The sequence below is a fragment of the Streptomyces sp. NPDC059816 genome, assembly GCF_042732055.1.
Taxonomy (GTDB): Bacteria; Actinomycetota; Actinomycetes; order Streptomycetales; family Streptomycetaceae; genus Streptomyces.
Window position 1 is genome coordinate 98,223 of record NZ_JBHWIQ010000014.1, and the last position, 22,793, is coordinate 121,015.

At 73.2% G+C, this 22,793-nt stretch carries 18 protein-coding genes; 6 read left to right on the forward strand and 12 right to left on the reverse strand.

All coding sequences use genetic code 11. The annotated features are described in order from the left end of the window. Positions 1-32 precede the first annotated feature (32 nt). Entirely contained in the window at positions 33-1,712 is a 1,680-nt protein-coding gene (locus ACFV88_RS19685; RefSeq protein WP_385492868.1) for an FAD-dependent monooxygenase, read from the forward strand. Here ACFV88_RS19685 and ACFV88_RS19690 read toward each other — a convergent pair. From ACFV88_RS19690 to ACFV88_RS19700, 3 genes are read right to left on the reverse strand one after another with little or no spacing between them, the layout of a single operon-like run. After that, the gene (locus ACFV88_RS19690) at positions 1,686-2,993 is read right to left on the reverse strand and encodes a cytochrome P450 (RefSeq protein ID WP_385492871.1); all 1,308 of its coding nucleotides are present in this window, start codon (positions 2,991-2,993) and stop codon (positions 1,686-1,688) included. The genes ACFV88_RS19685 and ACFV88_RS19690 overlap by 27 nt on opposite strands. Next, a complete protein-coding gene (locus ACFV88_RS19695) occupies positions 2,990-4,639 on the reverse strand; it encodes an FAD-dependent monooxygenase (protein WP_385492872.1) in 1,650 nt (549 codons plus the stop codon). The genes ACFV88_RS19690 and ACFV88_RS19695 overlap by 4 nt, the downstream gene beginning before the upstream one ends. A 38-nt stretch (positions 4,640-4,677) precedes the next feature. Then, on the reverse strand, positions 4,678-6,237 hold the full coding sequence (locus tag ACFV88_RS19700) for a flavin monoamine oxidase family protein (protein ID WP_385492874.1): 1,560 nt from the start codon (positions 6,235-6,237) through the stop codon (positions 4,678-4,680). A gap of 409 nt (positions 6,238-6,646) precedes the next feature. Between ACFV88_RS19700 and ACFV88_RS19705 the strand changes: the two genes are divergently transcribed. Next, complete coding sequence (locus ACFV88_RS19705) at positions 6,647-7,495, forward strand: alpha/beta hydrolase (RefSeq protein ID WP_385492875.1); 849 nt, start codon at positions 6,647-6,649, stop codon at positions 7,493-7,495. Positions 7,496-7,525: 30 nt separating this feature from the next. On the opposite strand, the gene ACFV88_RS19710 is transcribed toward ACFV88_RS19705, so the two are convergent. From ACFV88_RS19710 to ACFV88_RS19720, 3 genes are read right to left on the reverse strand one after another with little or no spacing between them, the layout of a single operon-like run. Next, on the reverse strand, positions 7,526-8,062 hold the full coding sequence (locus ACFV88_RS19710) for a flavin reductase family protein (RefSeq protein WP_385492877.1): 537 nt from the start codon (positions 8,060-8,062) through the stop codon (positions 7,526-7,528). After that, positions 8,059-9,324: a cation:proton antiporter gene (locus ACFV88_RS19715; protein ID WP_385492878.1), complete on the reverse strand. Its 1,266-nt coding sequence runs from the start codon at positions 9,322-9,324 to the stop codon at positions 8,059-8,061. The genes ACFV88_RS19710 and ACFV88_RS19715 overlap by 4 nt, the downstream gene beginning before the upstream one ends. 24 nt (positions 9,325-9,348) lie before the next feature. Continuing rightward, positions 9,349-10,890 carry a tryptophan halogenase family protein gene (locus ACFV88_RS19720; protein ID WP_385492879.1) on the reverse strand — a complete coding sequence of 514 codons (1,542 nt, stop codon included), beginning with the start codon at positions 10,888-10,890 and terminating at the stop codon, positions 9,349-9,351. Positions 10,891-11,332: 442 nt separating this feature from the next. Here ACFV88_RS19720 and ACFV88_RS19725 point away from each other — a divergent pair, with 442 nt between their 5' ends. From ACFV88_RS19725 to ACFV88_RS19735, 3 genes are all read left to right on the forward strand, one after another. Beyond that, a complete protein-coding gene (locus tag ACFV88_RS19725; RefSeq protein ID WP_385492881.1) occupies positions 11,333-12,631 on the forward strand; it encodes an MFS transporter in 1,299 nt (432 codons plus the stop codon). A 219-nt stretch (positions 12,632-12,850) separates the two neighbouring features. Then, a complete protein-coding gene (locus ACFV88_RS19730; protein ID WP_385493020.1) occupies positions 12,851-13,399 on the forward strand; it encodes a TetR/AcrR family transcriptional regulator in 549 nt (182 codons plus the stop codon). Between the two features lie 17 nt (positions 13,400-13,416). Next, positions 13,417-13,863: a DUF6069 family protein gene (locus tag ACFV88_RS19735; RefSeq protein ID WP_385492883.1), complete on the forward strand. Its 447-nt coding sequence runs from the start codon at positions 13,417-13,419 to the stop codon at positions 13,861-13,863. A gap of 75 nt (positions 13,864-13,938) precedes the next feature. Here the strand turns inward: ACFV88_RS19735 and ACFV88_RS19740 are convergent, their stop codons facing one another. From ACFV88_RS19740 to ACFV88_RS19765, 6 genes are all read right to left on the reverse strand, one after another. After that, positions 13,939-14,559: a hypothetical protein gene (locus ACFV88_RS19740; RefSeq protein WP_385492885.1), complete on the reverse strand. Its 621-nt coding sequence runs from the start codon at positions 14,557-14,559 to the stop codon at positions 13,939-13,941. A gap of 279 nt (positions 14,560-14,838) precedes the next feature. Continuing rightward, positions 14,839-16,188: an MFS transporter gene (locus tag ACFV88_RS19745; protein ID WP_385492887.1), complete on the reverse strand. Its 1,350-nt coding sequence runs from the start codon at positions 16,186-16,188 to the stop codon at positions 14,839-14,841. After that, complete coding sequence (locus ACFV88_RS19750; protein ID WP_385492888.1) at positions 16,185-17,306, reverse strand: PLP-dependent cysteine synthase family protein; 1,122 nt, start codon at positions 17,304-17,306, stop codon at positions 16,185-16,187. Before ACFV88_RS19750 ends, ACFV88_RS19745 begins: the two co-directional genes overlap by 4 nt. 125 nt (positions 17,307-17,431) lie before the next feature. Then, positions 17,432-17,860: a hypothetical protein gene (locus ACFV88_RS19755; RefSeq protein ID WP_385492890.1), complete on the reverse strand. Its 429-nt coding sequence runs from the start codon at positions 17,858-17,860 to the stop codon at positions 17,432-17,434. 152 nt (positions 17,861-18,012) lie between these two features. Further along, entirely contained in the window at positions 18,013-18,408 is a 396-nt protein-coding gene (locus ACFV88_RS19760) for a hypothetical protein (RefSeq protein ID WP_385492892.1), read from the reverse strand. Between the two features lie 208 nt (positions 18,409-18,616). Next, complete coding sequence (locus tag ACFV88_RS19765) at positions 18,617-21,073, reverse strand: polysaccharide lyase 8 family protein (protein WP_385492894.1); 2,457 nt, start codon at positions 21,071-21,073, stop codon at positions 18,617-18,619. A gap of 437 nt (positions 21,074-21,510) precedes the next feature. On the opposite strand from ACFV88_RS19765, the gene ACFV88_RS19770 reads away from it, so the two are divergent. Further along, positions 21,511-22,623, forward strand: a complete 1,113-nt coding sequence (locus tag ACFV88_RS19770; protein ID WP_385492896.1) for a substrate-binding domain-containing protein — start codon at positions 21,511-21,513, stop codon at positions 22,621-22,623. Positions 22,624-22,793: the final 170 nt, after the last annotated feature.

A 22,793-nucleotide genomic window follows, 5' to 3' on the forward strand; every position in this document is an offset into this window, starting at 1 on the left:
GCCCGGAGGCGACTTCCACGCTGAGGGGTCACATGCACGATGCACACGACTGCGACGTCCTGGTCGCCGGGGCGGGACCGAGCGGGCTGACCGCCGCCCTGGCGTTGGCGCAGCACGGGGTACGGGTACGGATCGTCGACCGGGGGTCCGGCCCCGTCGAGGAGGCGCGGGCGGCCATCGTGCACGCCCGCACCCTGGAGTTGCTGGACCGGCTCGGGGTGGCGGAGCAGGCGGTGGCGCGAGGGTTGGCGATCACCCAGGTGGCGATCCACGAGCGGGGCCGGCACGTCGGGCGGATGCCGCTCGCGGGCGAGGGCACGGCGGCCTGGACCCGGTTCCCGTACGCCCTGGCCCTGGAGCAGTTCGAGACCCAGCAGCTGCTGGTGGACGCGCTGGCCGAACACGGGGTGGCCGTCGAGTGGGACACCGGGGTGGAGGACCTGACGGACACCGGCCGGGGGGTGCGGGTGGGGGTGCGGCACGGGGGTGCGCCGGGGACGGTGACGGCACGGTGGCTGATCGGCGCGGACGGGGCCAGCAGCACCGTACGCCGGTTGTTGGCGCTGGACTTCGGGGGGCGGACGTACCCGCAGAGCGGCATGCTCGCGGACGTCACCCTCGACGTGGACCTCGGGGTGCAGGGGATGCGGCTGAACCTGACGCGGGGCGGCTTCGTCGGCATCCTCCCGCTCGCCAGCGGCCGGTGCCGGCTGTTCGGGGTGGTGCCGCCGTGGATCCACCGGGGCGGGGATGCCTCGCAGGCCTCGCACGAGGCGTACGCGCCGCTGGATCCGGCGGTGCTGCACCGTTGGTTCGCCGACTACTTCCGGGTGGACGCCGGTCTCCAGGACATCGTGTGGGCGTCCATGTTCCGCTTCCACAGCCGGATCGCGTCCCGGTTCCGGTCGGGGAACTGCTTCCTCGTCGGGGACGCCGCGCACATCCACAACCCGGCGGGCGGTCAGGGGTTGAACCTGGGGATCGGCGACGCGGTCAACCTGGCGTGGAAGCTGGCCCAGGTGACGCACGGGCACGCACCGGCGTGGCTGCTGGACACCTACGACGCGGAACGGCGCCCGGTCGCGCGGGCGGTCCTCAAGCGCACGGACCTCGGGTTCCGGGCGGAGACCGGGAACAACGCGCTCGCGGTGTGGATGCGGACCCGGGTGGTGACCCGGGTCATCGGCACGGTCAGCAGGCTGGCACCGGTGCGGCGGCTGTTCTTCCACATCTTCTCGCAGCTGTGGATCACCTACCGGGGCAGCCGCGCGGTGTCCCGCGACGGCTCGGCGACCGGGCGGCTGCGCCCCGGGGACCGCGCACCGTACGCCCCGGTCGGCCGCGGCGGTGCGGAGGGTGAGGGGGGCCGGGGCGTGCTGGAACTGACCCACGGGGGCGGCTACCACCTGCTGTGCTTCGACCGCGGTGGCGACGGCCCGGCCCCCGCGGTGAACGTGGTGGAGCTGGCGGAGGCGCTGGACGACCGCTATCCGGGGATGGTGGCCGTGCACGCGGTGCCGTCCGGGGAGACGGCGGCCCACCACGCCTACCAGGTGAAGGGCGCCCGGCTGGTCCTGGTCCGACCGGACGGACACGTGGGCGCGGTGGTCGACCTGCCGGACGGTGACCCGGTCGGGCGGCTCGCCGGGTACCTGGACGAGGTGTTGGTGCGGGCGTCCGCGCCCTCAGCCCAGGTGCAGCCGGAGCCGTGACGGACCGTGGAAGACGAGGTCGTCGGGGTACTCGACGTCCGTCACGGTGAGGGCTCCGGAGCCGTCGGGGCCCCGGAGCCCGCCGAGGTCGTCGAGGGCCGCCAGCAGCAGCCCGAGCCCGATCTCGATCTCGGTGCGGGCCAGGTTGGCGCCCAGGCAGTAGTGGATGCCGAGCCCGAAGCCGAGGTTGCGGCCCCGGCGGTCCAGGAGCAGCGCGTCGGGCTCGGGGAAGCGGGCCGGATCGCGGTTGGCGGCCCCGAGCACGGCGACGAGTCTGCTGCCGCGCGGAACGTCCAGGCCGCCCAGGGTCACCTCCTGGTAGGCCCAGCGGGTGACCGTCTGCACCGGCGGGTCGAACCGGACCAGTTCGTCGACGGCCGGCAGCGGGACCAGGGGCCGTTCCCGGAGGGCGGCCCAGGCCGCGGGCCGGGCACCCAGGGTGAGGACCGCCTTGGCGAGGGTGTTGGTGGTGGTCTCGTGGCCCGCGGTCATCAGGTGCACGCAGGTCGCGACGGTCTCCGTGTCGTTCAGCGGTGCGCCCCGCGTCTGCGCCGAGACGAGGAGGGACACGAGGTCCGGTCCCGGGGCTGCGCGGCGACGGGCGGCGAGGTCCAGGAAGTAGTCGGTGAGCTGCCGGGCGGCCCGGTCGGCGATCTGGTGGGCGGCCGGACACTGCCCCGCCCGGCTGCTGCTCGCCTGCTGGACCGCCACGGCCTGGTCCCGGAGCCAGGGCCAGTCCTCGGGGGGAACGCCGAGCAGTTCCGAGATGACCAGGATCGGGAAGGGCGCGGCGAACGACCGGACGAGGTCGGTGCTGCCGTCCCGGCGGGCCTCGCGGCCGAGGTCGGCGAGCAGGTCGGCGGCGATCGTCCGGATGCGCCCCCGTAGCCGGGTGACCACTGCGGGGGAGAACTCCCGGTTGAGGACGGACCGCAGTTCCGTGTGGCGGGGCGGGTCGAGGAAGACCAGCCAGTTCTGGACCATGGCGCGCAGCGTCGGACGGTCCTCGGGGACCAGCTCCGGGGCGCGCGTGGAGGCGGTGGCGGCGCGCCGGGCGCTGCGGCCGTACGCGGCGCCGCTGAGGACGGCGGCGACCTCGTCGTGGCCCAGGACGTAGAAGGTGGCGGGGGCGTCGGGCGGGTCGGGAGCCGGGGCGGCCCGGTGGACGGGGGCCTCCTCGCGGTAGCGCCGGTAGACGGGGTACGGGTCGGCGAGCCGTTCGGTGGGCCATCCGGTCAGGCTGAAGGGGGGCAGCGCGGGCCGGGCCGGTGCCCGGGTCATGACGGTCCCTCGGCTGCGTCGGGTCGGGGGTGCGCACCGGTGACCCGGGCGGCCACGGCGGCGGGGTCGACGGGCAGGACCCGGCCGCGCCACGCCACGTGGCCGTCGGGGCGGACCAGGACGAACGGCCGTTCGTAGGCGGTGGCGGCTTCGGGCACCGCGCAGCGGTGGACGGTGAGCGGCACGCCCCGGGTCGCGAAGGCACGGGCGAAGCCGTCGGTGCGTTCGGACGGGGCGAAGGCCAGTAGGACGAAGCCCTCGCCGAACAGGTCCAGCGTCGATCTGCCGGGCGTCAGCCACACGTGCGGGGCGCGGGAGCCGGGGCGGGTGTTGGGCCGCCGGTCGGGTTGCGCCCCCACGGGCACGGTGGGGTCCGGGACGACGAGGGGGGAGTCCTCGTAGCTGAACCCCAGGTGGATCTCCGGGGCGTCGAACTCCCGGCCCACTCCCCCGCGGGCCAGGGCCGCGCTGATCACCTGACGGAACCGTTCGCCTTCGGGGGTGTCGTCGTTCAGCGCGTCGGGGACCTGCCGCCCCATCGCCCTCAGGAGGTTGAGGTTGGCTTCCTCCAGCCCTTCCAGGGCGACGGGCCGCCGCTCGGTGGTGTAGCTGTCCAGGAGGGCGGGGCCGGCCCAGCCGTCGAGTGCGGCGGCGAGCTTCCACCCCAGGTCGGCCGCGCCGCAGATGCCGGTGTTCATGCCGAAGCCGCCGGACGGCGAGAGGGTGTGCGCGGAGTCCCCCACGAGGAACACCCGTCCGGCCCGGAAGGTGTCCGCGACCCGGTGCACGAGGTGCCAGGTGTTGTCCGACAGCACCTCGACGGGGCTGTCGTGGGCGATGGCCCGACGGACCAGGACGTCCGCGTCGACAGCTGAGTCGGGGTGGCCCTGGAGGCCGACCGTCAAGCGGTACAGGCCGGCGCCGTCGAGGGCGCGCAGCGGGAACCGCAGGGCGGAGGACATCAACAGGTAGTAGAAGCTGGCGTTGCGGTCACCGAGTTCGGCGCGCAGCCGCGGTGCCCGGAAGAGGATGTTCCGGAAGACCTGGGTGCGGTGCCGGGCCGGGGCTGGGATGCCGCAGCTCTTGCGGACCGCGGAGCCGGTGCCGTCGCAGGCGATGAGGTAGCGGGCGTGGAGGGTGGTGGTCCGCCCGGTGTCCGCCTCGATCAGCGTGGCGCGCACTCCGTCGTCGGTCGTCTGGAAGCGGTCCATGCGGGTCCGCATGCGGACCGGCCCGTCGGGCCGTTCCCCGAGTTCCGCGCGCAGCAGCGGCTCCAGCAAGTGCTGGGGGCAGACGGCGTCGGGCTCCGGGGTGTGCCGGAACGGGGGGCGGGTGTCCATGGTGTGGCGGGGCAGCCGGAACAGTTCGTGGCCGCCGACGCGGGTCACCCACACGGCGTCGAGGCTGTGGTCGCCGGGCCAGCCCGAGTGGCGGAGGCGGTCGGAAACGCCCCAGCGGCGGAAGAACTCCATGGAACGGGGGCCGATGCTGCTGACCTTGGGGTGGGTGACGGTGCCGTCGCCCGCTTCGACGAGCACGAAGTCGACTCCGCGCGAGCGCAGTTCCAGGGCCGTGGCGAGGCCGGTCGGTCCGCCGCCGACGATCAACACGTCGGTGTGCGACGCGGCGGGCTGGGGAGCGTTCATCAGACCTCCTGGGTGGCAGATGCGGTGGCCCTCCGGCGTCACCGGGTGCCTCCGGCGCCCGCCCGGGGCACGGCGGTCGTCGCCCGGCGGGGCACGGCGTGCGCATGGATCTCCTCGGCGGCGGCCAGTCCCGACGCGAGGGCGCCCTCGATCCACGCGGGCGTCGACGAGCAGTGTTCCCCGGCGAAGAACAGGCCGCCCTGGGAGACGGCGGCCAGGGCGCGTTCCTCCTCCGCGGTGACGGGGTCCTTGCTCCAGCGCACCGAGGCGGCGCCCCGGCTCAACGGGTCCTCGCCCCACACCTGGCTCTCGGAGCCGAGGACCATGCCGGGTGCGCCGAGTTCGGGGTGCACGGCGCTGAGTTCGCCGAGGACGGTGCCGACGCGCTTCTCCCGGGGCACCTCGCTCAGGGCCTCCGCGTCCGGGCCGATGGTGTAGCTGGCGAGCAGCGCCGCACCGAGCCTGGGGTCGCTCTCCACGGGCGGGTAGTAGGTCTGGCGGGTGAGTCCGCCGGTGAAGGAGCCGCCGCCGCTGATGCCGTCGTGCTCCCAGAAGGCTTCCCGACAGTGGAGTGCGATCTTGGTGGCGGGCCAGTACTGCATGTCGTTGACCACCGCGGTCTTCTCGGGGCCGACGCCCGTGAGCGGCATCCGGCGCAGCACCGAGAACGGCAGGGTGCACAGGACGTGGTCAGAGACCAACCGGCGGACCGCGAGGCCGTGTCGGACGTCGACCAGGACCCCGTCCGGCCGTACGTGCAGTCCGAGGACCCGCTGTCCCCAGCGCACCGGGCCGCGCAGCCGTCGGGCCAGCCGCCCGGGTATCTGGTCCATGCCCCCGTCGAGTCGGAACAACGCCGACGAGGTCTCGGTGACCACGTCGTTGAAGAAGTAGCGGAACCTGCCGTTCGCCGCGAACCCCTGGTGGTGGGCGAAGAATCGGTTCAGGTCGACGCGCTGGACGGGGCCGTCCACGAGGTACGGGCGCACGTCGATGTCCGCGAGCAGGTCGAGCAGTTCCCCGTGCAGTCCGGAGAGCAGGGCCCGGCCGAAGGTGCCGGGGGCGACGGCGTCGACGCTCGCGGCGAGCCATGCGGCACACAGCACGGTTTCGGGTCGGTAGCGGTGGCCCGGCGGCAGGCTCCGGCGGAACTCCTCCACGAGCGCCGGCGAGGCGTCCCGGACCCGTACGTGCCCTGCGGTGGTCTCCAAGTAGCTGGCGTCGTCCGAGAAGAGGGGCCGGAACTGCCGAACCCGGTCGCTCAGCCCCAACCGGTCGATCCACTGCATGGTGAGGCGGTGGGCGGCGGGGATGCGCATCGCGCCGAGTTCGACGAGCGGGCCGTGGCCGCGGCCGGCGAAGCCGTGCGTGCGGACCCGGCCGCCGGGACGCAACCGGGCTTCCAGCACCTGGACGCGGTGGCCGAGCCGTTCGAGTTCGTGGGCGGCCACCAGTCCGGCTATGCCGGCGCCGAGCACGGTGATCCGTTTGGGTCCCGCCGCCGGGGGTGCGGGGGCGGGGAGCAGCGGATCACGGGGGGACGTGGGGGACGGGGACGGACGGGCCGTGCCCGTGGTGGTGGGGCCGTTCCTGCGCACCGGACTCCTTCGGAGGGGGACGAGATCAACGGGGAGGAATAGGAGAAGGGGAGGGAAGGGGAGGGGACGGATCGGGGAGGCTCACCTGCCCGACCGTGGGCCGGTGGGGTGCCGAAGGGCCGGCCGTCGGCCCTCGCGGCTGCGGAACCGCCGGTGGCGGGTGCCGGCCAGGGGCGGCGGCCAGGGCGTGGAACCCACCCCGCCCATCGTGCGGGGGTGGGGGTGGGGCCCACATCCCCACGCGTCGGCGGGGCTTGACGGTTTGCGGTTGCCGGGTGCGCCCGTACCTGCACGACGTGGCGTCCCACACCGTGCGAGCCAGCGGAATCCCCCGTGCGACGAATCGTCCGCCCCCACCCGGGGGCAGGCTGTCCGTCCCGGTTCCCGAGCCGAACGGAGTGTGTGAGTGATGGAGGATCCCACCGTGCGGGTGGAACCACCCCGGATCGGATCGAACGGGTCGCGCACCCATCTGCGCACCCATGACGGCTTGTGGCTCTCGGGCACGTTGACCCCCGCCGACCCCGCGGCGGGCGCGGAGGGGGCGCGGGCGGCCCTGTTCCTGCACGCCGAGGGCGCCACCCGGGAACAGGGCGGGCTGTACACCACCGTGGCGCATGCGCTGGCCCGCGGCGGGGTGACGGGTCTCCGCTTCGACCTGCCCGGCCACGGGGTCAGCGAGGGCCGGCAGGCCGAGCTGAGTCTGTCCGGGCTGCTCAATGTGATCAGCGCGGGGAGCCGTCTGTTGCGGGAGCGGACCGGGGCCGAGCAGATCGACCTGGTCGCGGCGGGCCTCACCGGCGGGGTGGCCGCGGGCTACGCGGCGCGCCGCGGCGACGAGGTGCGCCGTCTGGTGCTGTGCGATCCGCTGATCGACTACAAGGAGCACTTCGTGGACGGCTCCACCGCCTGGCACGACGGCTATCTGGACGAGGTGACGGGCCGTGAGCTGGTCGCGGACGGCCGGGTGCGGTACTCCCCCGGCCTGCTGCTGGGCCGGGCGATGCTCAACGAGGTCTTCTGGCTCCAGCCGCGCGGGGTGCTGGGTGCGATCACCGCGCCGACCCTGATCGTGCACGGCAGCGGCGCTTCCACCGTTCCGTTGCGTTCCTCGCGCACCGCTGCCGACGCGCTCACCGGCGAGTCCCGGTTGCAGCAGGTGACGGGGTCGCCGCGCAGTCGCCGTGCCGCCGCGGCGACCGCGGCGGTGGGCTGGCTCCTCGGCAGCGGCACCGTCAAACGGGCCGTCGACCCGTGAGCACCGTCCCGAAGGAGATGGCGTGTCAGGTCAGGTGACGGTGTGGCCCGGGGGGACCTCCTCTCCGTCGTGCGGCCACACGGCGTACCGGCGCAGGCCGTACAGCAGGGGCCTGGGCACCCGGTGCTGCCGCACTCCGTACACCTCGCCGAAGACGACCGTGTGACTGCCGACCACCTGGTGGCCGCTGATCACGCAGTCCGCGACGGTGTGCGCGTCGTCGACGAGGTGGGGGCCACCGCGGCCCCCGCCCTGCTCCCAGCGCACCTGGTCGAAGCGGTGCGGGGCGCCGGAGGCGAACAGTTCGGCGGTGGCGCGTGCCCCGTCGTGCAGGAGGTTCACCGCGAACAGTCCCGCCCGGAGCATGGTGTCCAGGGTGGGGCTGCCCACCCGTACGCACACCAGCAACGTCGGCGGTGCCAGCGAGACCGCGCACACCGCGGAGCAGGTCATGCCCCAGGGCCGCCCGGACGTCGTGTCGGCCGCGGTGAGGACGGCGACCCCGCTGGGGAACCCCGCCATCAGCGCGCGGAACCGGGTGGGGGTGATGGTGTCGGACAGGTTCACTGCACACCGCCTTGGAGCGTGCGCGGCTCGCGGCGGGCCACGCGATGATCGATGAGGGAGAGCAGCGGTCCGGTCAGACCGGTCGTGGCCAGCGCCATGACCAGCATCGCGAGGAACAGGCCGGGGGTGAGGATGCCCGCCGCGTAGCCGACCTGGAGGACGACGATCTCGGTGAGTCCCCGGGTGTTGACGAGGACGCCGACGCGCAGGGCGGTGACCCGGTCCTCCCCGGCCCAGCGGGCGCCGAGGTACCCCCCGCCCACCTTGCCGATGACGGCCAGGGCGGTGCACAGCAGCGTCGCGGCCCAGGGCAATGTCGCGCGGGACTCGGTGAACAGGGTGATTCCGGTGCCGACGAAGAACACCGGCAGCAGCAGCCGTCCGAGCCGGACGACCGGCTCGGTCATCCCTTCCCAGGGGCCGTCCTGGGTCTTGGGCAGGAGCACCCCGGTGAGGAAGGCTCCGAGGACGACGGTCAGTCCGGCCTCGCGCGCCCCGGCCGCCGCGGCCAGGGCGATGACCGCGAGGACGACGGCCGCGGCCCTCGGATGCCGCCCGGCCGCCGCGCCGACGTGCGGGCATCCCAGGACCGAACGTCCCCACCGGGTCACCAGCGCACCGGCTCCGAGGGCCGCGAACGCGCCGGCCACGCCCCACGGTCCGCCGGCCGCCAGACCGAGGGCCACCGCGAGCAGCAACCAGGCCACGGTGTCCAGCAGGATGGCGGACAGCAGGGCGAGCGGAGCGGAACGGCCCAGCCCACTCGCGCGTTCGTCGATGATGCACGCCAGTACGGGGACCGCGGTGACGCTCATCGCCACCGTCAGCATCACCACCAGCGCGGGCAGCGGAGCCGTTCCGAGCAGTGCGGGCCCCCCGGCCCACCACACCCATCCGGCGAACACCAGCCCGGTCAGCAGTGGCAGCAGGAACACTCCGGCCGTCACCCGGACCAGGGTGCGGTTCCCCCGGTCGGCCGCGCCGTGGTCCAGGCCGTGGACGACGCCGACGAGGAACAGGACGAGGCCGATCTCGCCGACCGCCTTGAGGGGGTCGGCGAGTTGCTCGGGGAACAGCGTGTCGAAGCGGTGCCTGCCGACGAGGGCGAGCAGTGCGGGGCCGACCAGCAGGCTGACCAGGATCTCCCCGATCACGAGCGGTAACCTCAGCCATCCGGCGACGACCCGCCCGACGGCTGCGACCAGAGCGAGGACTCCCAGCAGGGCGATCAGGTGCAGCCCCGCCACCAGCAGATCCGCCATGATCCACGGCTCCCGGCGCCGCGGTCAGCGGGACTGGGCGAAGTAGGCGTACTGGCTGGGCAGGGAACGTTTCAGCTCGTCGGCCTGGGCGGCGAGCAGCCGGAACTCCCGCTGCGCGGCGGTGGGATCGAGGAGCCGCAGCCCGGGCGACGGCGACAGCGGAATTCCGCCGAGTCCGAGGACCATGCACACATAGGAGTACGCCTCGAATCCGTGGTAATGCGGATAGACGGACTCGGAGTGCGGGAGTTTCGTCCGCCACTGCTCGATGCGTTCGGCGAGGGAGTCGGGGATATTCCGGGTCTTGGTGTCCTTCCAGTACGCGTTGTCCGCGCGTGCGGCAGCGTAGTAGTGCAGGACCAGAAATTCCCGGACGCCGTCCATGCACCGACCGACGAGCCGATTGTAGGAGTCGCGCAGTCCGGGGTTCCAATCGGAGTCCGGGAAGTGTTTGACGAGTTGTTCCACGGCGTGCTGGATGAAGAAGATCCCGGTGGATTCCAGCGGCTCGACGAATCCGCTCGCCAGTCCCACCGCGATGCAGTTGTTGACCCAGGAGCGGCGGGTGCGGCCGATCCGCATGCGGAGGTGGTTGGCCTCCAGGTCGTCGGCCGCGGGGCCGACGAAGGCGCGCAGGGTGCGTTCGGCGTCCTCGGCCGAGCAGTAGTCGCGCGCGTATACGTACCCGGTGCCGATCCGGCCGTACAGCGGGATCGTCCAGATCCAGCCGGCGTCCTGGGCGGTGGCCGTGGTGCAGGGGCGCAGCCCCCGGCGCTCCATGTCCACGGGGACCCGCAGGGCCACCGCGCTGTCGTTGGGCAGGGTCTCCTGGTACGAGTCGAAGGGCTCGCCGACCGCCTCGTTGATCAGCAGGCCGCGGAAGCCCGAGCAGTCCACGAAGAGGTCACCGGCCAGGTCACCGCGGGTACGGGTGGCCACATGGGTGATCCAGCCGCGGTCGTCCTGTGCCACCCGCACCACGTCGTCCACCACGTGCCGCACCCCCCGGGCCACGGCGTAGTCGCGCAGGTACCCGGCGAGCAGCGCGGCGTCGAAGTGGTAGGCGTAGGGGAACTGGGTGCCCTGTTCGGTGAGGGTGCTGCGGCCGGGCGAACGGTCGGCCAGGTCGCCCTCGAACAGCGAACCGTCCAGGTGGCGCGGCGACCTCTCGTTGTCGCAGAGGGCGCCGACGAGGAAGCACTCCTCGTCGAAGCGGCCGGCCGGGGAGGACCGGGCCAGCCACCAGTCGGGCAGGGAGAAGCCGGCGACCACCCGCTGCCGCTCGAACGGGTGGTAGAAGTGGTGCCCCGGCGCCCGCCAGTTCTCGAACCGGATTCCCAGTTTGTACGTGGCGTTGCACGCGGGCATCCAATCCCGCTCGGCCAGTCCCAGGTACTCGAAGAAATGCCGGACGGTGCTGAAGGTGGCTTCTCCCACGCCGATCGTGGGGACCCGATCGGATTCGACCACGGTGATGGATATCCGGTCCCCGAATGCGGCACTCAGGTAGGACGCCGTCATCCAGCCCGACGTTCCTCCACCGACGACGACGATGCTCTCCAGCATGGGCAACCTCCGAGAAGGGCAGATGCCGTGACCCGCGCGATCGCGGAGGGTCCGGCAGTGCTGCGTTGGTGTCGCGGATCTCGCTGTTCTCGCGGATCCCGCTGATTCTGGTGATGGTGCGCGTGCCGAATGCGGCGATGTCCGGAAGGCTAGGCGCATGAGTCGCCGGACGGGTGCCGCTCGCCGGGCGGGGCCGCACGAACCGTGCGCACGCGCGGGCTGGAGCGGGGCCCGGACCGGGCAGGCCGCCCGGCGACCCGCACGCACCCCGGTCCCGACGAGGGGTCGCACACGGTCCGGCACACGGCACCGTCCGTGCCCCCGACGTGCGCTCCGTCCGGGCCGGTCCCGGGCGTAACCGGCGCCGGGTGAGCGGCGTTGGTCCGGTATGTCTACCCGTCGCCCTCCGTCGTCCGCGTCCGGCCGGGGCGGAGCTCCGTCGATGTTGCGGCTCGCGACCGCCTCACTGGTCGGAACCGCCGTCGAGTTCTACGACTTCTTCGTGTACGGCACCGCTGCCGCGCTGGTGCTGGGCCCGTTGTTCTTCCCGTCCTTCTCGCCGCTGGCCGGGACCCTCGCCGCGTTCGCCACGTTCGGCGTCGGCTTCGTGGCCCGTCCGCTGGGGTCGGTCGTGTTCGGGCACATCGGTGACCGCTACGGGCGGCGGCCGGTGCTGTTCGGATCGCTGTTGCTGACGGGGGCGGCCACCGTGGCGGTGGGGTGCGTGCCGACGTACGCCTCGATCGGGGCGGCGGCTCCCGCGCTGCTGCTGGTGCTGCGTTTCGTCCAGGGCATCGGCCTGGGCGGCGAGTGGGGCGGGGCGGTCCTGCTCACGGCCGAACACGCGCCCGCCGGTCGGCGCGGACTGTGGGGGAGCTTCCCGCAGATGGGTCCGCCGCTGGGGTTCCTCCTCGCCAACGGCATGATGCTGGTGCTGTCGGCAAATCTGACGGACGCTCAGTTCCAGTCCTGGGGATGGCGGGTGCCGTTCTGGGCGGCGGGTCTGCTCGCCGCGGCCGGCCTGGTGCTGCGCTCCTCGCTGACGGAGACCCCGCAGTTCCGCGAACTGAGCGAGACGGGGCAACGCGCGGGCGCCCCCGTCGCCGAAGTCCTGCGCGGCCACTGGCGGTTGGTCCTGCTCACCGCGGGCGCACTGTCCGTGGGGTACGCGACCTTCTACTCGGTGTCGACCTGGGCACTCGCGTACGGAACGGATCGGGTCGGCGTCAGCTCCTCGGTGATGCTGACGTGCGTGATGGTGGCGGTCGCGGTCAAGGGGGCACTGACGCCGGCCGTCGCACTGCTCAGCGACCGGGTGGGCCGGCGTCCGCTGTGCCTGGCGGGCAGCGCCCTCTCGGTGGTGTGGATGTTCCCGCTGGTCGCACTGCTGGACACGGGGGAACCGGTGCTGATGTTCCTGGGGTTCATGGTGGCGTTGATCGCGTTCATCACGATGTTCGCGGTGATCGCCGCGTACCTTCCGGAGCTCTACGAGCCGCGGGTGCGCTGCACCGGAGCGGCGGTGGGGTACAACCTGGCCGGAGTGCTCGGCGGGGCGGTGACCCCGATCGTCGCCACGGCGCTGTCGGAGGGCGCCCGGCCGCCGTGGGGCGTCGCCGGCTGGCTGACCGGGGTCGCGGTGTTGAGCCTGGCCTGTTTCGTCGCGTTGCCCGAAACGCGGCCGGAGCCGGAGCCGGCGTCCGTGCGGGAGGCGCCCGGGGAGGAGGCCGCGCGGGTGTAGGGGCGGCGGCCGGGCCGCGAAGCCGCCGGTGAACCGGCCCTCCTCACGGGCACTTCGCCCTGACGTTCCTTCGCCCTGACGTTTACGGAGTGAGTCCTCACTCATTGACGGAGTGAGGACTCACTCCGTAGTCTCGCAACCATGACAGCACCCGACGGGAACCGAAACCGAACCACCCGCCGCCGCGCCCCCGGCATGTCGCCGGAACAGCGGCGCGCGATGATCATCCAGACCACGATCCCGCTGATCGCCGAGTACGGCGCCGCGGTGACCACCGCGAAGGTCGCCCGTGCCGCGGGCATCGGCGAGGGCACGATCTTCCGGGTCTTCGCCGACAAGGACGAGTTGCTGCAAGCCTGCCTGGCGGAGGCGCTCTCCCCCGAACACGCGGTCCGCGAACTCGACGCGATCGAGGTGTCGCAGCCGCTGCCCGACCGACTCGTGGAGGCGGCGCAGGCCTTGCAGGCGCACCTGTCCCGCATGGGCGCGATCGCCGGCTCGCTGCACGCCTCTGGGCACCGCGGCGGCAAGCACCCGGGCACGGTGCGCGGCGCGGGTCGCGAGGAGTCGGCGACCCGTATCCGGGCGGCCCTCGTGGATCTACTGGAGCCCGACAAGGCCGCGCTGCGACGACCGCCGGAGCAGATCGCGGCCCTCTTCTTCGGGCTGCTCTTCACCCATGCGCACCTGGAGGACGAGTGGGAACTGACCACGCAGGAGCTGGTGGAGGTCTTCTTGCACGGCGCGCTCGCGGGCGGCACCAAGTGAGCCCGCGTGGGGGGCGCTTGGGAGTTTCGGGCCTCGCGGTCCTGGTGCCCGTCCTGGTGTGGCTGGTCGCGGACCCGGTGTGGGGCCACCGGCTGCGGATCGTCGACGGCGAGCGGACGCTCGACATCGGCGTGGTGGCGGTGGGGTTAGCCGCGCTGCTGGCGGCGCTCGCCGGCTGGGGGCTGTTGGCCGCTCTGGAGCGGTTCGGGGTACGGCGCGCCCGCGCCGTCTGGACGGGTGTGGCCGTCGCCGTACTCGCCCTGTCCTTCCTACCGTTGACCGGCGACGGCATGGACGGCGGTACTCGGGCCGTGCTGGCGCTGATGCACCTGGCGGTGGCGGCGGTGCTGATCCCGGGCCTGCGCAGGCAGGCTGCCTCCGCGGCGGCTTCACCAGCGTCGGGCACCCCGCGAACGGCGCCCGACGGAGACAACCTCGCCGAGGCGTCGCGCCGCCGACGGTGACCGCTGGAGCTGCCTAGGAGCCGTAGGAGAGGTCTGGGGGCAGGGCGAGATCCAGCGCCCCCCCCAGACTCACGGCTACGGCGGCGGCCCGGGATCGGGCCTGGTGGCGGCGTCACCAGGGGGACCGGTCGAGCCGGTGGGCCCTGTCGTGGACGTGGAGTACCGCCCGATCCAGCCGGTGGCGGCCACCACTTCACGCGCGATGTCCACGACAGGCCGCCCGTCGGTCGCCACCCGCACCGTGTCCGCGGGGGCCCGCTCATCCAGGAGCCGCGCCTTGCGGGCGCTGCCCTTCAGCTCCTTCTCCAGCTCCGAGCCGACTTCCCGACCTGCCAGTCGCTCGCCGGTGATGGTGTCGGAGGCGGTGAGCAGCACGCGTACGATCCGCACGCCCGCCCCCATGGCACGCTCGAACATGCCCGCCGCCTCGGGCAGCACACTCACGGTGTTCGTATAGATCAGGCGGCGGTAGCCGAGCCGGGCGAAGTTCGCCCAGACGGCCGTCAGATTGCTCTCCGCGATCTCCGAGCGGTGAGGATCCCCCTCCGGTGCCGGATGTACCTGGGCCATGAAGTCACCCTCCACGATCGCGTGCGAGACCGCCGCAGCGCGCAGTCGTGCCGAAACCTCCCACCCCACCGTCGTCTTGCCGACACCGGCACGCCCACCGATGAGTAGTACTTCCGGATGATCCATGGGAGGCAGCATGCCAGCCCCCGACCGCGTCAGCGATCCGAATTCCTCCGTGGCCCTGAGCACCGCCCTGCCCCATCGGCAAGACCGCGCTCTACGAATGGAGTTCCAGCCGATCGGAGCGCCCTCTCCGTACACCGCCCGCAGCCATACGACGTCGCTTCGCAGACATCGTAGGGACGGCCAATGACAGCGGGGCCGGGGCGAACACTCCCGTCACCGCCCGGGATTCGACCCGCTGACGGTGGGGCAGGCATCGTGCGCCTGCCCCACCGTGCGGGCTCAGACGGTCACGGGCCGGGCGGGCGCCAAGCGGCCCGCCCGGTGCAGGGCGTGCAGCGCCACCGCACTACCGAGGCCCAGGACACCCAACGCGGCCCAGGGCAACGCGGGTGCTCCGGCGGCGCGGGAGGCATCGAGCGCCGCGCCGGTCACCAGGTTCCCGAGCGTGATGCCGATGCCGCAGACCGTGTTGTAGAAGCCGTAGTGCGTGGCCACCCAGCGGCCCCCGGAGAGACGGACCACGATGTCCATCTCGAACGGGTAGGCGATCATCGTGCCGACGGCCAGGAGCAGCGCGGCCAGTGCGGGTGGCAGCGCGGCCAGCAGCCAGCGTGCGGTGCCCGCTTCGGGGACCGGCAGTGCCGTCGCCACCAGTAGGGGGACGAAGGCCAGGCCCATCACCACGAGGCCGATCGCCACCGCGACGCCGGGCTCCCACCGTGCTCCGCACCAGGCGGTCATCCGGGTCTGGCCGAGGATCGTGCACAACCCGGACACCACGAAGAGAAGGGCGACGGCGGCGGTCGCACCTCCTCCCTCTCCGCCGATCCTGCGCACCTCCAGCGGGAGCGCCAGATAGACCTGGAAGGTGAGGACGTACGACCCGGTCATGGCGAGGGAGAAGAGCAGGAAGGAACGGTGGGCGAGGATGCCGCGCCACTGGCGGAGCACCCCGCCCCGCGGTCCGTCCCCCGCTGCGCCCTCCGTGCCCGAGGCCGTGCTTGGGGCCGTGCTTGGGGCCGGGACCGGGTCCGGAGCGGCCTCCCGGGGGCGCGGCGGCAGGGCCTTGATCTGGACGACGGACAACACGGCGAAGAGCCCCGCCGCGACGAGACAGGTCAGTTGGAAGTCGACCCCGGTCAGCACCAGGCCGACGAGCGGGCCGAGCAGGATGCCCGCCTGGTAGAAGACGTGGAACAGGGCGAACGCCTCGACCCTGCGGTCCCCCGCGTCCGCCGCCAGGTACGCGCGCACCGCGGGGTTGAAGAGCGCACCCGCGAGACCCGTCACCGCGGACGCCGCGATGAGCGCGGGGACGGAGCTGACCAGTCCTAGGGCGGCGAACCCGACGGTCCGCAGGACGCATCCGGCGACGATCATCGGCTTGTGGCCGAGCCGGTCGGCGAGGGTGCCGCCGACCAGGAACATGCCCTGTTGGCTGAAGTTGCGCACGCCGAGGACGAGGCCCACGACCCAGGCCGCGAGCCCGAGGGTGCCGGACAGGTGTGCCGCGAGGTACGGCATCAGCATGTAGAAGCCGAGGTTGATGGTGAACTGGTTGACGAGGAGGAGTTGCACCCCGCGCGGATGGCTCCGCAGCTGCGCGAGGGTGCCGGTGGCACCGGTCACCGGGCGCCCTCCGCGGGGGCCGTGCCGGCGTCCGCCGCGGGGGCGGTGGCGAGCGGGTCACGGACGTCGACGCACCGGGTCCAGCGGACGACCTCCTTCTCGCTCGCGCTGCCCACCACTTCGGGCGCGGGCGGCGGCGGTCCGGCGAGGAGCCCGTGCCGCGTGCAGTAGTCGTCGTCGTACACGGTCGACAGGTAGCGCTGCGGCCCGTCGGGGAAGACCGCGGCGATCCGGGTGTCGGGGGCTTCGGTGCGGGCCAGCCAGCCGGCGACGAGCGCGACCGCGCCGACGCTCCAGCCCCCCGTGGCGTAGTGGGAGGCGGCGAGGGTGCGGCAGGTCCACACGGCTTCCGCCGGGGCCACCCAGTGGACTTCGTCGAAGAGTCCGTAGGCCACGTTGCGCGGATGGATGCTGGAGCCGAGGCCGCGCATCAGTCGTGGCCGTGCGGGCTGGCCGAAGATGGTCGAGCCGACGGTGTCGACGCCGACGATCCGGACGTCCGGGTAGAGCTGGCGCAGGACCCGGCCCACGCCGGCCGAGTGTCCACCGGTGCCGACGCTGCACACGAGGGTGTCGACGTGCCCGAGCTGTGCGGCCAGTTCGAGGGCGAGCGGGGTGTACGCGGTGGTGTTGTCGGGGTTGTTGTACTGGTCGGGGCACCAGGAGCCGGGTTCCCGAGCGAGCAGTTCGGTGACCCGGTCGCGCCGCGCCTGCTGCCAACCGCCCACCGGGTGGGGTTCGGTGACGATGTCGACGCGGGCGCCGTACACGGTGAGGAGGCGGGTCATGGACGGTTCGAGTCCGGGGTCGGTCACCAGGGTGACGGGGTGGTCGTGGACCATCCCGGCGAGCGCCAGTCCGAGTCCGAGGGTGCCGCTGGTGGACTCGACGATCCGGCTCCCGGGAAGCAATGTGCCGCGGGATCGGGCCCGTTCGACCATGTGGAGGGCGGTCCGGTCCTTGATGCCGCCCGGGTTGAAGCCTTCGAGCTTGGCCCAGAAGCCGCGGCCCCGCGGGGTCAGTGGAGCCGAGACCCGCAGCAGCGGGGTGTTCCCGACCAGCGACGGGAGGGCCGAACCGGTGGGTGTGGTCGTGCTGGTGTCACGTAGGGACTGCATGTCCTTCGCTTTCCTTCGATGGGTGCACGGGTGCGCTCATCTCGCGCGCCGGCTCCGAAGCGGCGGGTGGTGGGCCGCCGGGGGCCGGTGCGCGGCGGCCGGGGTTCCGGCCGCGGGAAGGCGGTCTAGATCCGCCACCGCGAGGTGTGGACCAAGGTGGCTCTGCCGGTGCGCCCGTCTATGTGACGGCGCAGGGGGCTACGGGGGCACGCCCTCGGCACGGCCGTCACGGCGACGGCGATCAGTGCGGGGGTACCGGGGGCCGGGGGGAAGTCCGGGGCGGCGACCGGCAGTCGCTGGGCCTGGTCGGTGGCGCACTCCTCGCCGCCGTGGTGGTCGCCGGGCTGGTGGTGCTCGGAGCTGGCGGGCGCGGGGGCGGCGGCCACCGGGAGCGGTCCCACACCGTGTTCGTCCGGTTCGAGGGGGCCGTGGGCGAGGACGCACCACCCCAGGGCGGCGAGGACGATGCCGCGGACGAGGGCGGTCAGGATGCGGGTGGGAGTGGGGTGGGGACCGTGTCGGCGGGGGTGAACGGGTGGGCGGTGCTGAGGCAACGGGGTTTCTCCGTACGCCCGTTGACCGCGCGGGAGGCCGTTGGCCTCGGCGGTTGCAGGGCGCGAAGTGGTGGGGGGTGGCCCTCTCGGACGGGCGGAGGGCAGGGCGGCGGAGCGGGGGCGGCACACGGCCCGGGGGCCGTGCGTGCGCTCTACACCTGTTGGACGACGGTGGAGCCGTGGCCCGCGGTGGGGCCGGGGAGGGGTGTCGTCGGCGTTCCGCGGCCGGCCAAAACCACGTGCGGGAGGGCCGCGGGACGAGCACCGGGGGTGGCGACCGGGACCGGGGCGCTGGGGCCGGACGGCAACGGGCCGGAGGCACAGTGTTCGCCCGGGTGGGCGGGCGCGTGGTCGCCGTCGGGCGCGGTCTGCTGCACGGGAGCGGGGCAGGCCTCGGCCGGTGCGCGACCGTGACCTTCGGCGGTGTGGTGTGCTGCGGGGGCGACCCCGAGGTGGGCGGCGGCATGCCCGGCGGCGCTGTCGGCGTACACCCCGTGGCTGAGCACCACGCCGAGCAGCAGCAGGACGAGGGCCGACAACCGCAGCACGGGCCGGACGGATTGAACCGCCGATACGTTGCACAGCGGTGACCGGTTCGTCATCACGCCGTGATCGTAGCGTCCCGGCCCGACCGTCCCGACCGCCACGCGGGCGCAGGGCGACAACCGGCCAGCTATTGGCCGATGCGCGCGGGCCGTATCCGGGCCCGGGCGGGCGGTCGGGGCACCTCCACGGCGCGTGGAGGTGCCCCTGCCGTCAGGCCAGGGTCAGGGTCGCGGCGTGCACCGCGCCGAGGGTTCCCGCGGTGATGCGCAGGCGCAGCGCGGCCCCGGTGCCCAGCACCTGGACCGATGCGTCCTTCGCGGTGACGGCGGCGACCGGGGTGTTCCAGGTCAGGTCGATGACCGCGCCGTCCCGGAGCGGCCCGCTGACCCTAAGCTCCGCGGTGCTGCCGGTGCGTCGGATCAGGACGGAGGCCGGAGCGCTCACCGAGACGGCACCCGCGGTGCCCGCGAACCAGAAGTTGATCCCCGTGAAGCCCAGGGAAGGGACCGAAACGCCTTGGATCTCGTCGGAGTTGGCGAGGACCTGGAGCCAGCCGGTGTCGTCCGCGCGCGCCGCGGTCTGGGCGCCGGTCGCCCCGGGCATGAGTACGTAGGCGTAGGTGGCCCAGGTGGGATCGGTCCCGTGGTCGCACCACAGGGTGACGTAACGGCGGCTCACCGGGTCCGTGGTGCCGCCCGTGTTGATGTCGGACCAGGCCCCGGTGCGGGTCTCGCGCAGGGCCCTCAGCGGGGTGCCGCCTGGGAAGACGTAGCCGCCGTGTCCGGCCAGGTGCGCCCACCGGGCGGTGGGGAAGGCCGCGGTCCAGCCCTGGGAGACGGGCTGGGCGGTGCCGTCGACGGTCAGGGCGTGGGTGCCGGACGCGCCGAGGTTGCGGTTGTCGACCACGGACTCGATGCCGACGCCGTCCCGGGCGTGGATGCCGGCGCCCAGGCACACCACCGCGTCGTCGAGGAAGAACCAGGACTTCTTGGCCTTGAGGGTGGAGGACAGGCCCTTGAGGTACTGGCCGACGGCCCCGTACGTGCCGTCGGTGGCGCCGCCGACCCAGCGCACGTCGGGACGGGCCGCGCCCCAGGCGCCGCCCGCGCCGTCGGCCAACTTCTTCGTGGAGGCCGTCGTGCCGGGCAGCCGGTAGGGATCGACGGTGGGCCAGAAGCTGTCGCTGTACTGGCCGTTCGCGAAGTCACTGCCCCACCAGTAGAGCATTCCCGAACCGCTGTGCCAGGCGCGGAGGTTCTCGCCGTTCCCGTTCTCGTAGTAGGTGATGCGCCGGGAGGCCATCGAGACGTTCGCCGCCCACCCGGGCCGACGGTGCACCGCGCGGTCCATGGCGGGGAAGAGCCGGTGGCCGATCGGCTCGGGGGCGGCCGGCCCGGGGCCGTCGTTGATGGCTTTGAGCCGGGCGAGTTGGGCGACGCCGAGCGCGGGGCTGGTGAGCAGGGGGTTGATGGTCGCGCGGGATATCCAGCCCTTGACCATCGCGTCCATGCTGCTGCGCTCCGCGGGGGAGCCGCTGCGGGCCAACAGGGCGATGCAGGCGATGATGGCGTGGCCGCGCAGGTGGTCGTCCTGGCGCACGGCCCGGGTGTCGGACTTCTGGAGGCCCCGGCTGATGGAGCGTCCGGAGACGCTGTCCATGGCGAGGCCGTTGTACAGGAACGGCGCGTACGCCCGGTCCACGGAGTCCAGTACGATCTGCCGGCCGCTGTCCGTGACCTCCCACTGCGAACCCTTGAGGAGGGTGAACAGCATGGACAGTCCGCCGAGCATGACGGACCCGTAGGAACCGGTGTAGGGAACGGTGCTGTGCTGGATGAACGAGCCGTCGGCGTACAGTCCGTCGCCGGAGGTCACGTAGGGGAAGACGGGGGACAGTGCGTCGCGGGCCGTGGCGATCTTGCCGGAGGTCTTGCCGACGACGCCGCGCAGCGCGAGGACCCGGCACAGGTCGACGCGGTTGGCTCCCGTCGAGGTGCCGGTGTACGAGGCGACCACGCTGTCTGGGACGAAGTGGTCGATCGCGGCCATCCAGTTGGTCAACCGGGTGGCGCCCAGGTGGTCGTAGAGGTGGACGCAGATGTCGAGCAGCGTCTGCGGGATGCCGATCTGCCAGTTGTACCAGTTGCCGTAGCGGGCCTGGCCGGCGTTGAACGCCTGGGTGTGCAGGTGGTCGAGGCCGGTCAGCACGTCGGCGAGCAGACCCGGGTCGCCCGTGAGCCCGGTGCCCGGCTGGGCGTGGGCTTCGGCCAGCGTGCGCAGTCGGTGGTAGCTGATGCCGAGGTTGCCGGAGAAGGTGTACGACTCGGGGTCGAGGTCGGGCTCGGGGTCCGCGTAGGGCAGGTCCGGCCACAGGGAACCGTTCGCCGGGTTCATGGTGGCGCGCAGGGTGCCGGCCGTGGCCCCGAGTGCCGTCAGCTTGGCCGCGTACGGGGCGGCGGCGGGGTCGAATCCGGTGCCGAGCACCAGCTCGCGCCACTTCAGCCGCAGGGCGTCGTACACGTCGGTGGAGGCGTGTGCGGGGAGGGACAGGACTCCGACGAGCGGTACGGCGGCGGCGGTGGCGATCGAGAGGCGCAGCAGGGTGCGCCGGGAGAGAGAGGGGCGCGGTTGCGCTGCACGGGACGGTCGGGACGCTGCTTCGGACATGGGCAGGACCTCCGGGCGGATGAGCGGCCGGACGGGGGATCCGGCACGCGGGCGTATCGGGGCTGGGGCAGCTGAAGGGGGCTGCGGGCAGCCGGGGACGAGCAGGGGGCGAGCAGGAGAAGGCGGGGCATGAGGACGGGAAGGGGCGACGAGCGTGCGGGGAACGTCCGCGGGAGGGAGCGGAAGGCGCCGACGCTCGCGACGCTCAAGAGTGAGCGATTTCTAACATGCCCGCTCAAGAAGCGGCAACGGTCTGCACATCTCAGCGCTGAATTGATTGTTCGAACACAAACGTTCACAAACGATCGGCCACCGGCTAGGCTTCGGCTCAGCCGGGGAGGGCCGGTGGGCGGGAGCGGGTCGGTACCGGGGAACCAGCAACGGGACCCGGCGGACCGAACGGCCCCCGCGGACAAGGACTAAGGAGACCCATTCACGTGCACGCCGAAGAACGGCACCAGGCGATACTGCGCAGGCTCCGGGAGCACGGCTCACTGCGGGTCACGGAGTTCGCCGAGGAACTGGGGGTCTCCTCGGTGACCGTCCGCCGTGATGTGGAGGCCCTCGCCGAACGGGGACTGCTGGACCGGGTCCACGGGGGCGCGGTCCAGCGATCCGGTCGCCGGGAACCCACGGGCCTCCCCCCGCGCGGTCCGCTCGGCGGGACGCCCCGAGCGGTCCCGGCGGGGGGCGCCCCCCGCACCTTCGGGTTGATCGTCCCGGCCGCCGACTACTACTACCCGGACGTCATCAAGGGGGCGCGGGCCGCCGCCGCGGCCCGCGGCATCCGGCTGGTCCTCGGCATCTCCCAGTACAGCCCGGCCGAGGAGCAGGCGCAGGCCGCACAGTTGCTGGAGGACGGGGTCGACGGACTGCTCATCACCCCGTGCGGTCCGGCGGCGGACCAGGCGTGGCTGACCGAGCTGACGGTTCCGCACCTCCTCGTGGAACGCCGCCCCGGCCCGGGGCTCGCGGACACCGAGAGCGTGGTCACCGATCACGTTGCGGGCGCGCTGGCCGCCGTGCGCCACCTCGCCGACCTCGGTCGCCGCCGCATCGGGCTGCTGCTGCGCGAGGACAGCCCGCACACCCCGCTGGTCGAGGAGGGCTACCTCGCGGGGCTGGCCGCGGCCGGGCTCGACCCCGCAGCCGCACTCAGCTTGCGACTGTCGCCGCCGGGCACCGATCCGGCGGGGCGCTCGGCCCCGGTCGAGCGGTTCGCCGACGCAGCGGCGGCGGGCGAACTCGACGGCGCCCTCGTCCACAACGACCACGACGCGATCGTGCTGCTCCAACGGCTGCGCGCACGGGGGCTGCGCGTCCCCGACGACCTCGCGATCGTGGCGTACGACGACGAGGTCGCCGCCCTGGCCGACATCCCGCTCAGCGCCGTCGCGCCGCCCAAGCTCGCGGTGGGCGCCAGTGCGGTCGGCCTGTTGGCCGACCGGCTCGCCGACCCCGGACGTCCCGGGCACCGGCTCGCGATCCTCCCGGAGCTGCGGGTGCGCGCGTCCAGCGCCCCCACGGCCCCGGCGCACTCCGGCACGTAGTCAGCGCCCCGCGCCGACCCGTCCGGCCCCGACCCGTCCCGTAGCGCCTTCGCTCCAGGGGGGTGGGGGGGGGGGGGGGGGGCGGGGGGGGGGGGGGCCCCCCCCCCCCCCCCAAGTGAAACAAAAACAAACCCCCCCACACAACCGCAATGAAAAAATTTCAAGTAATA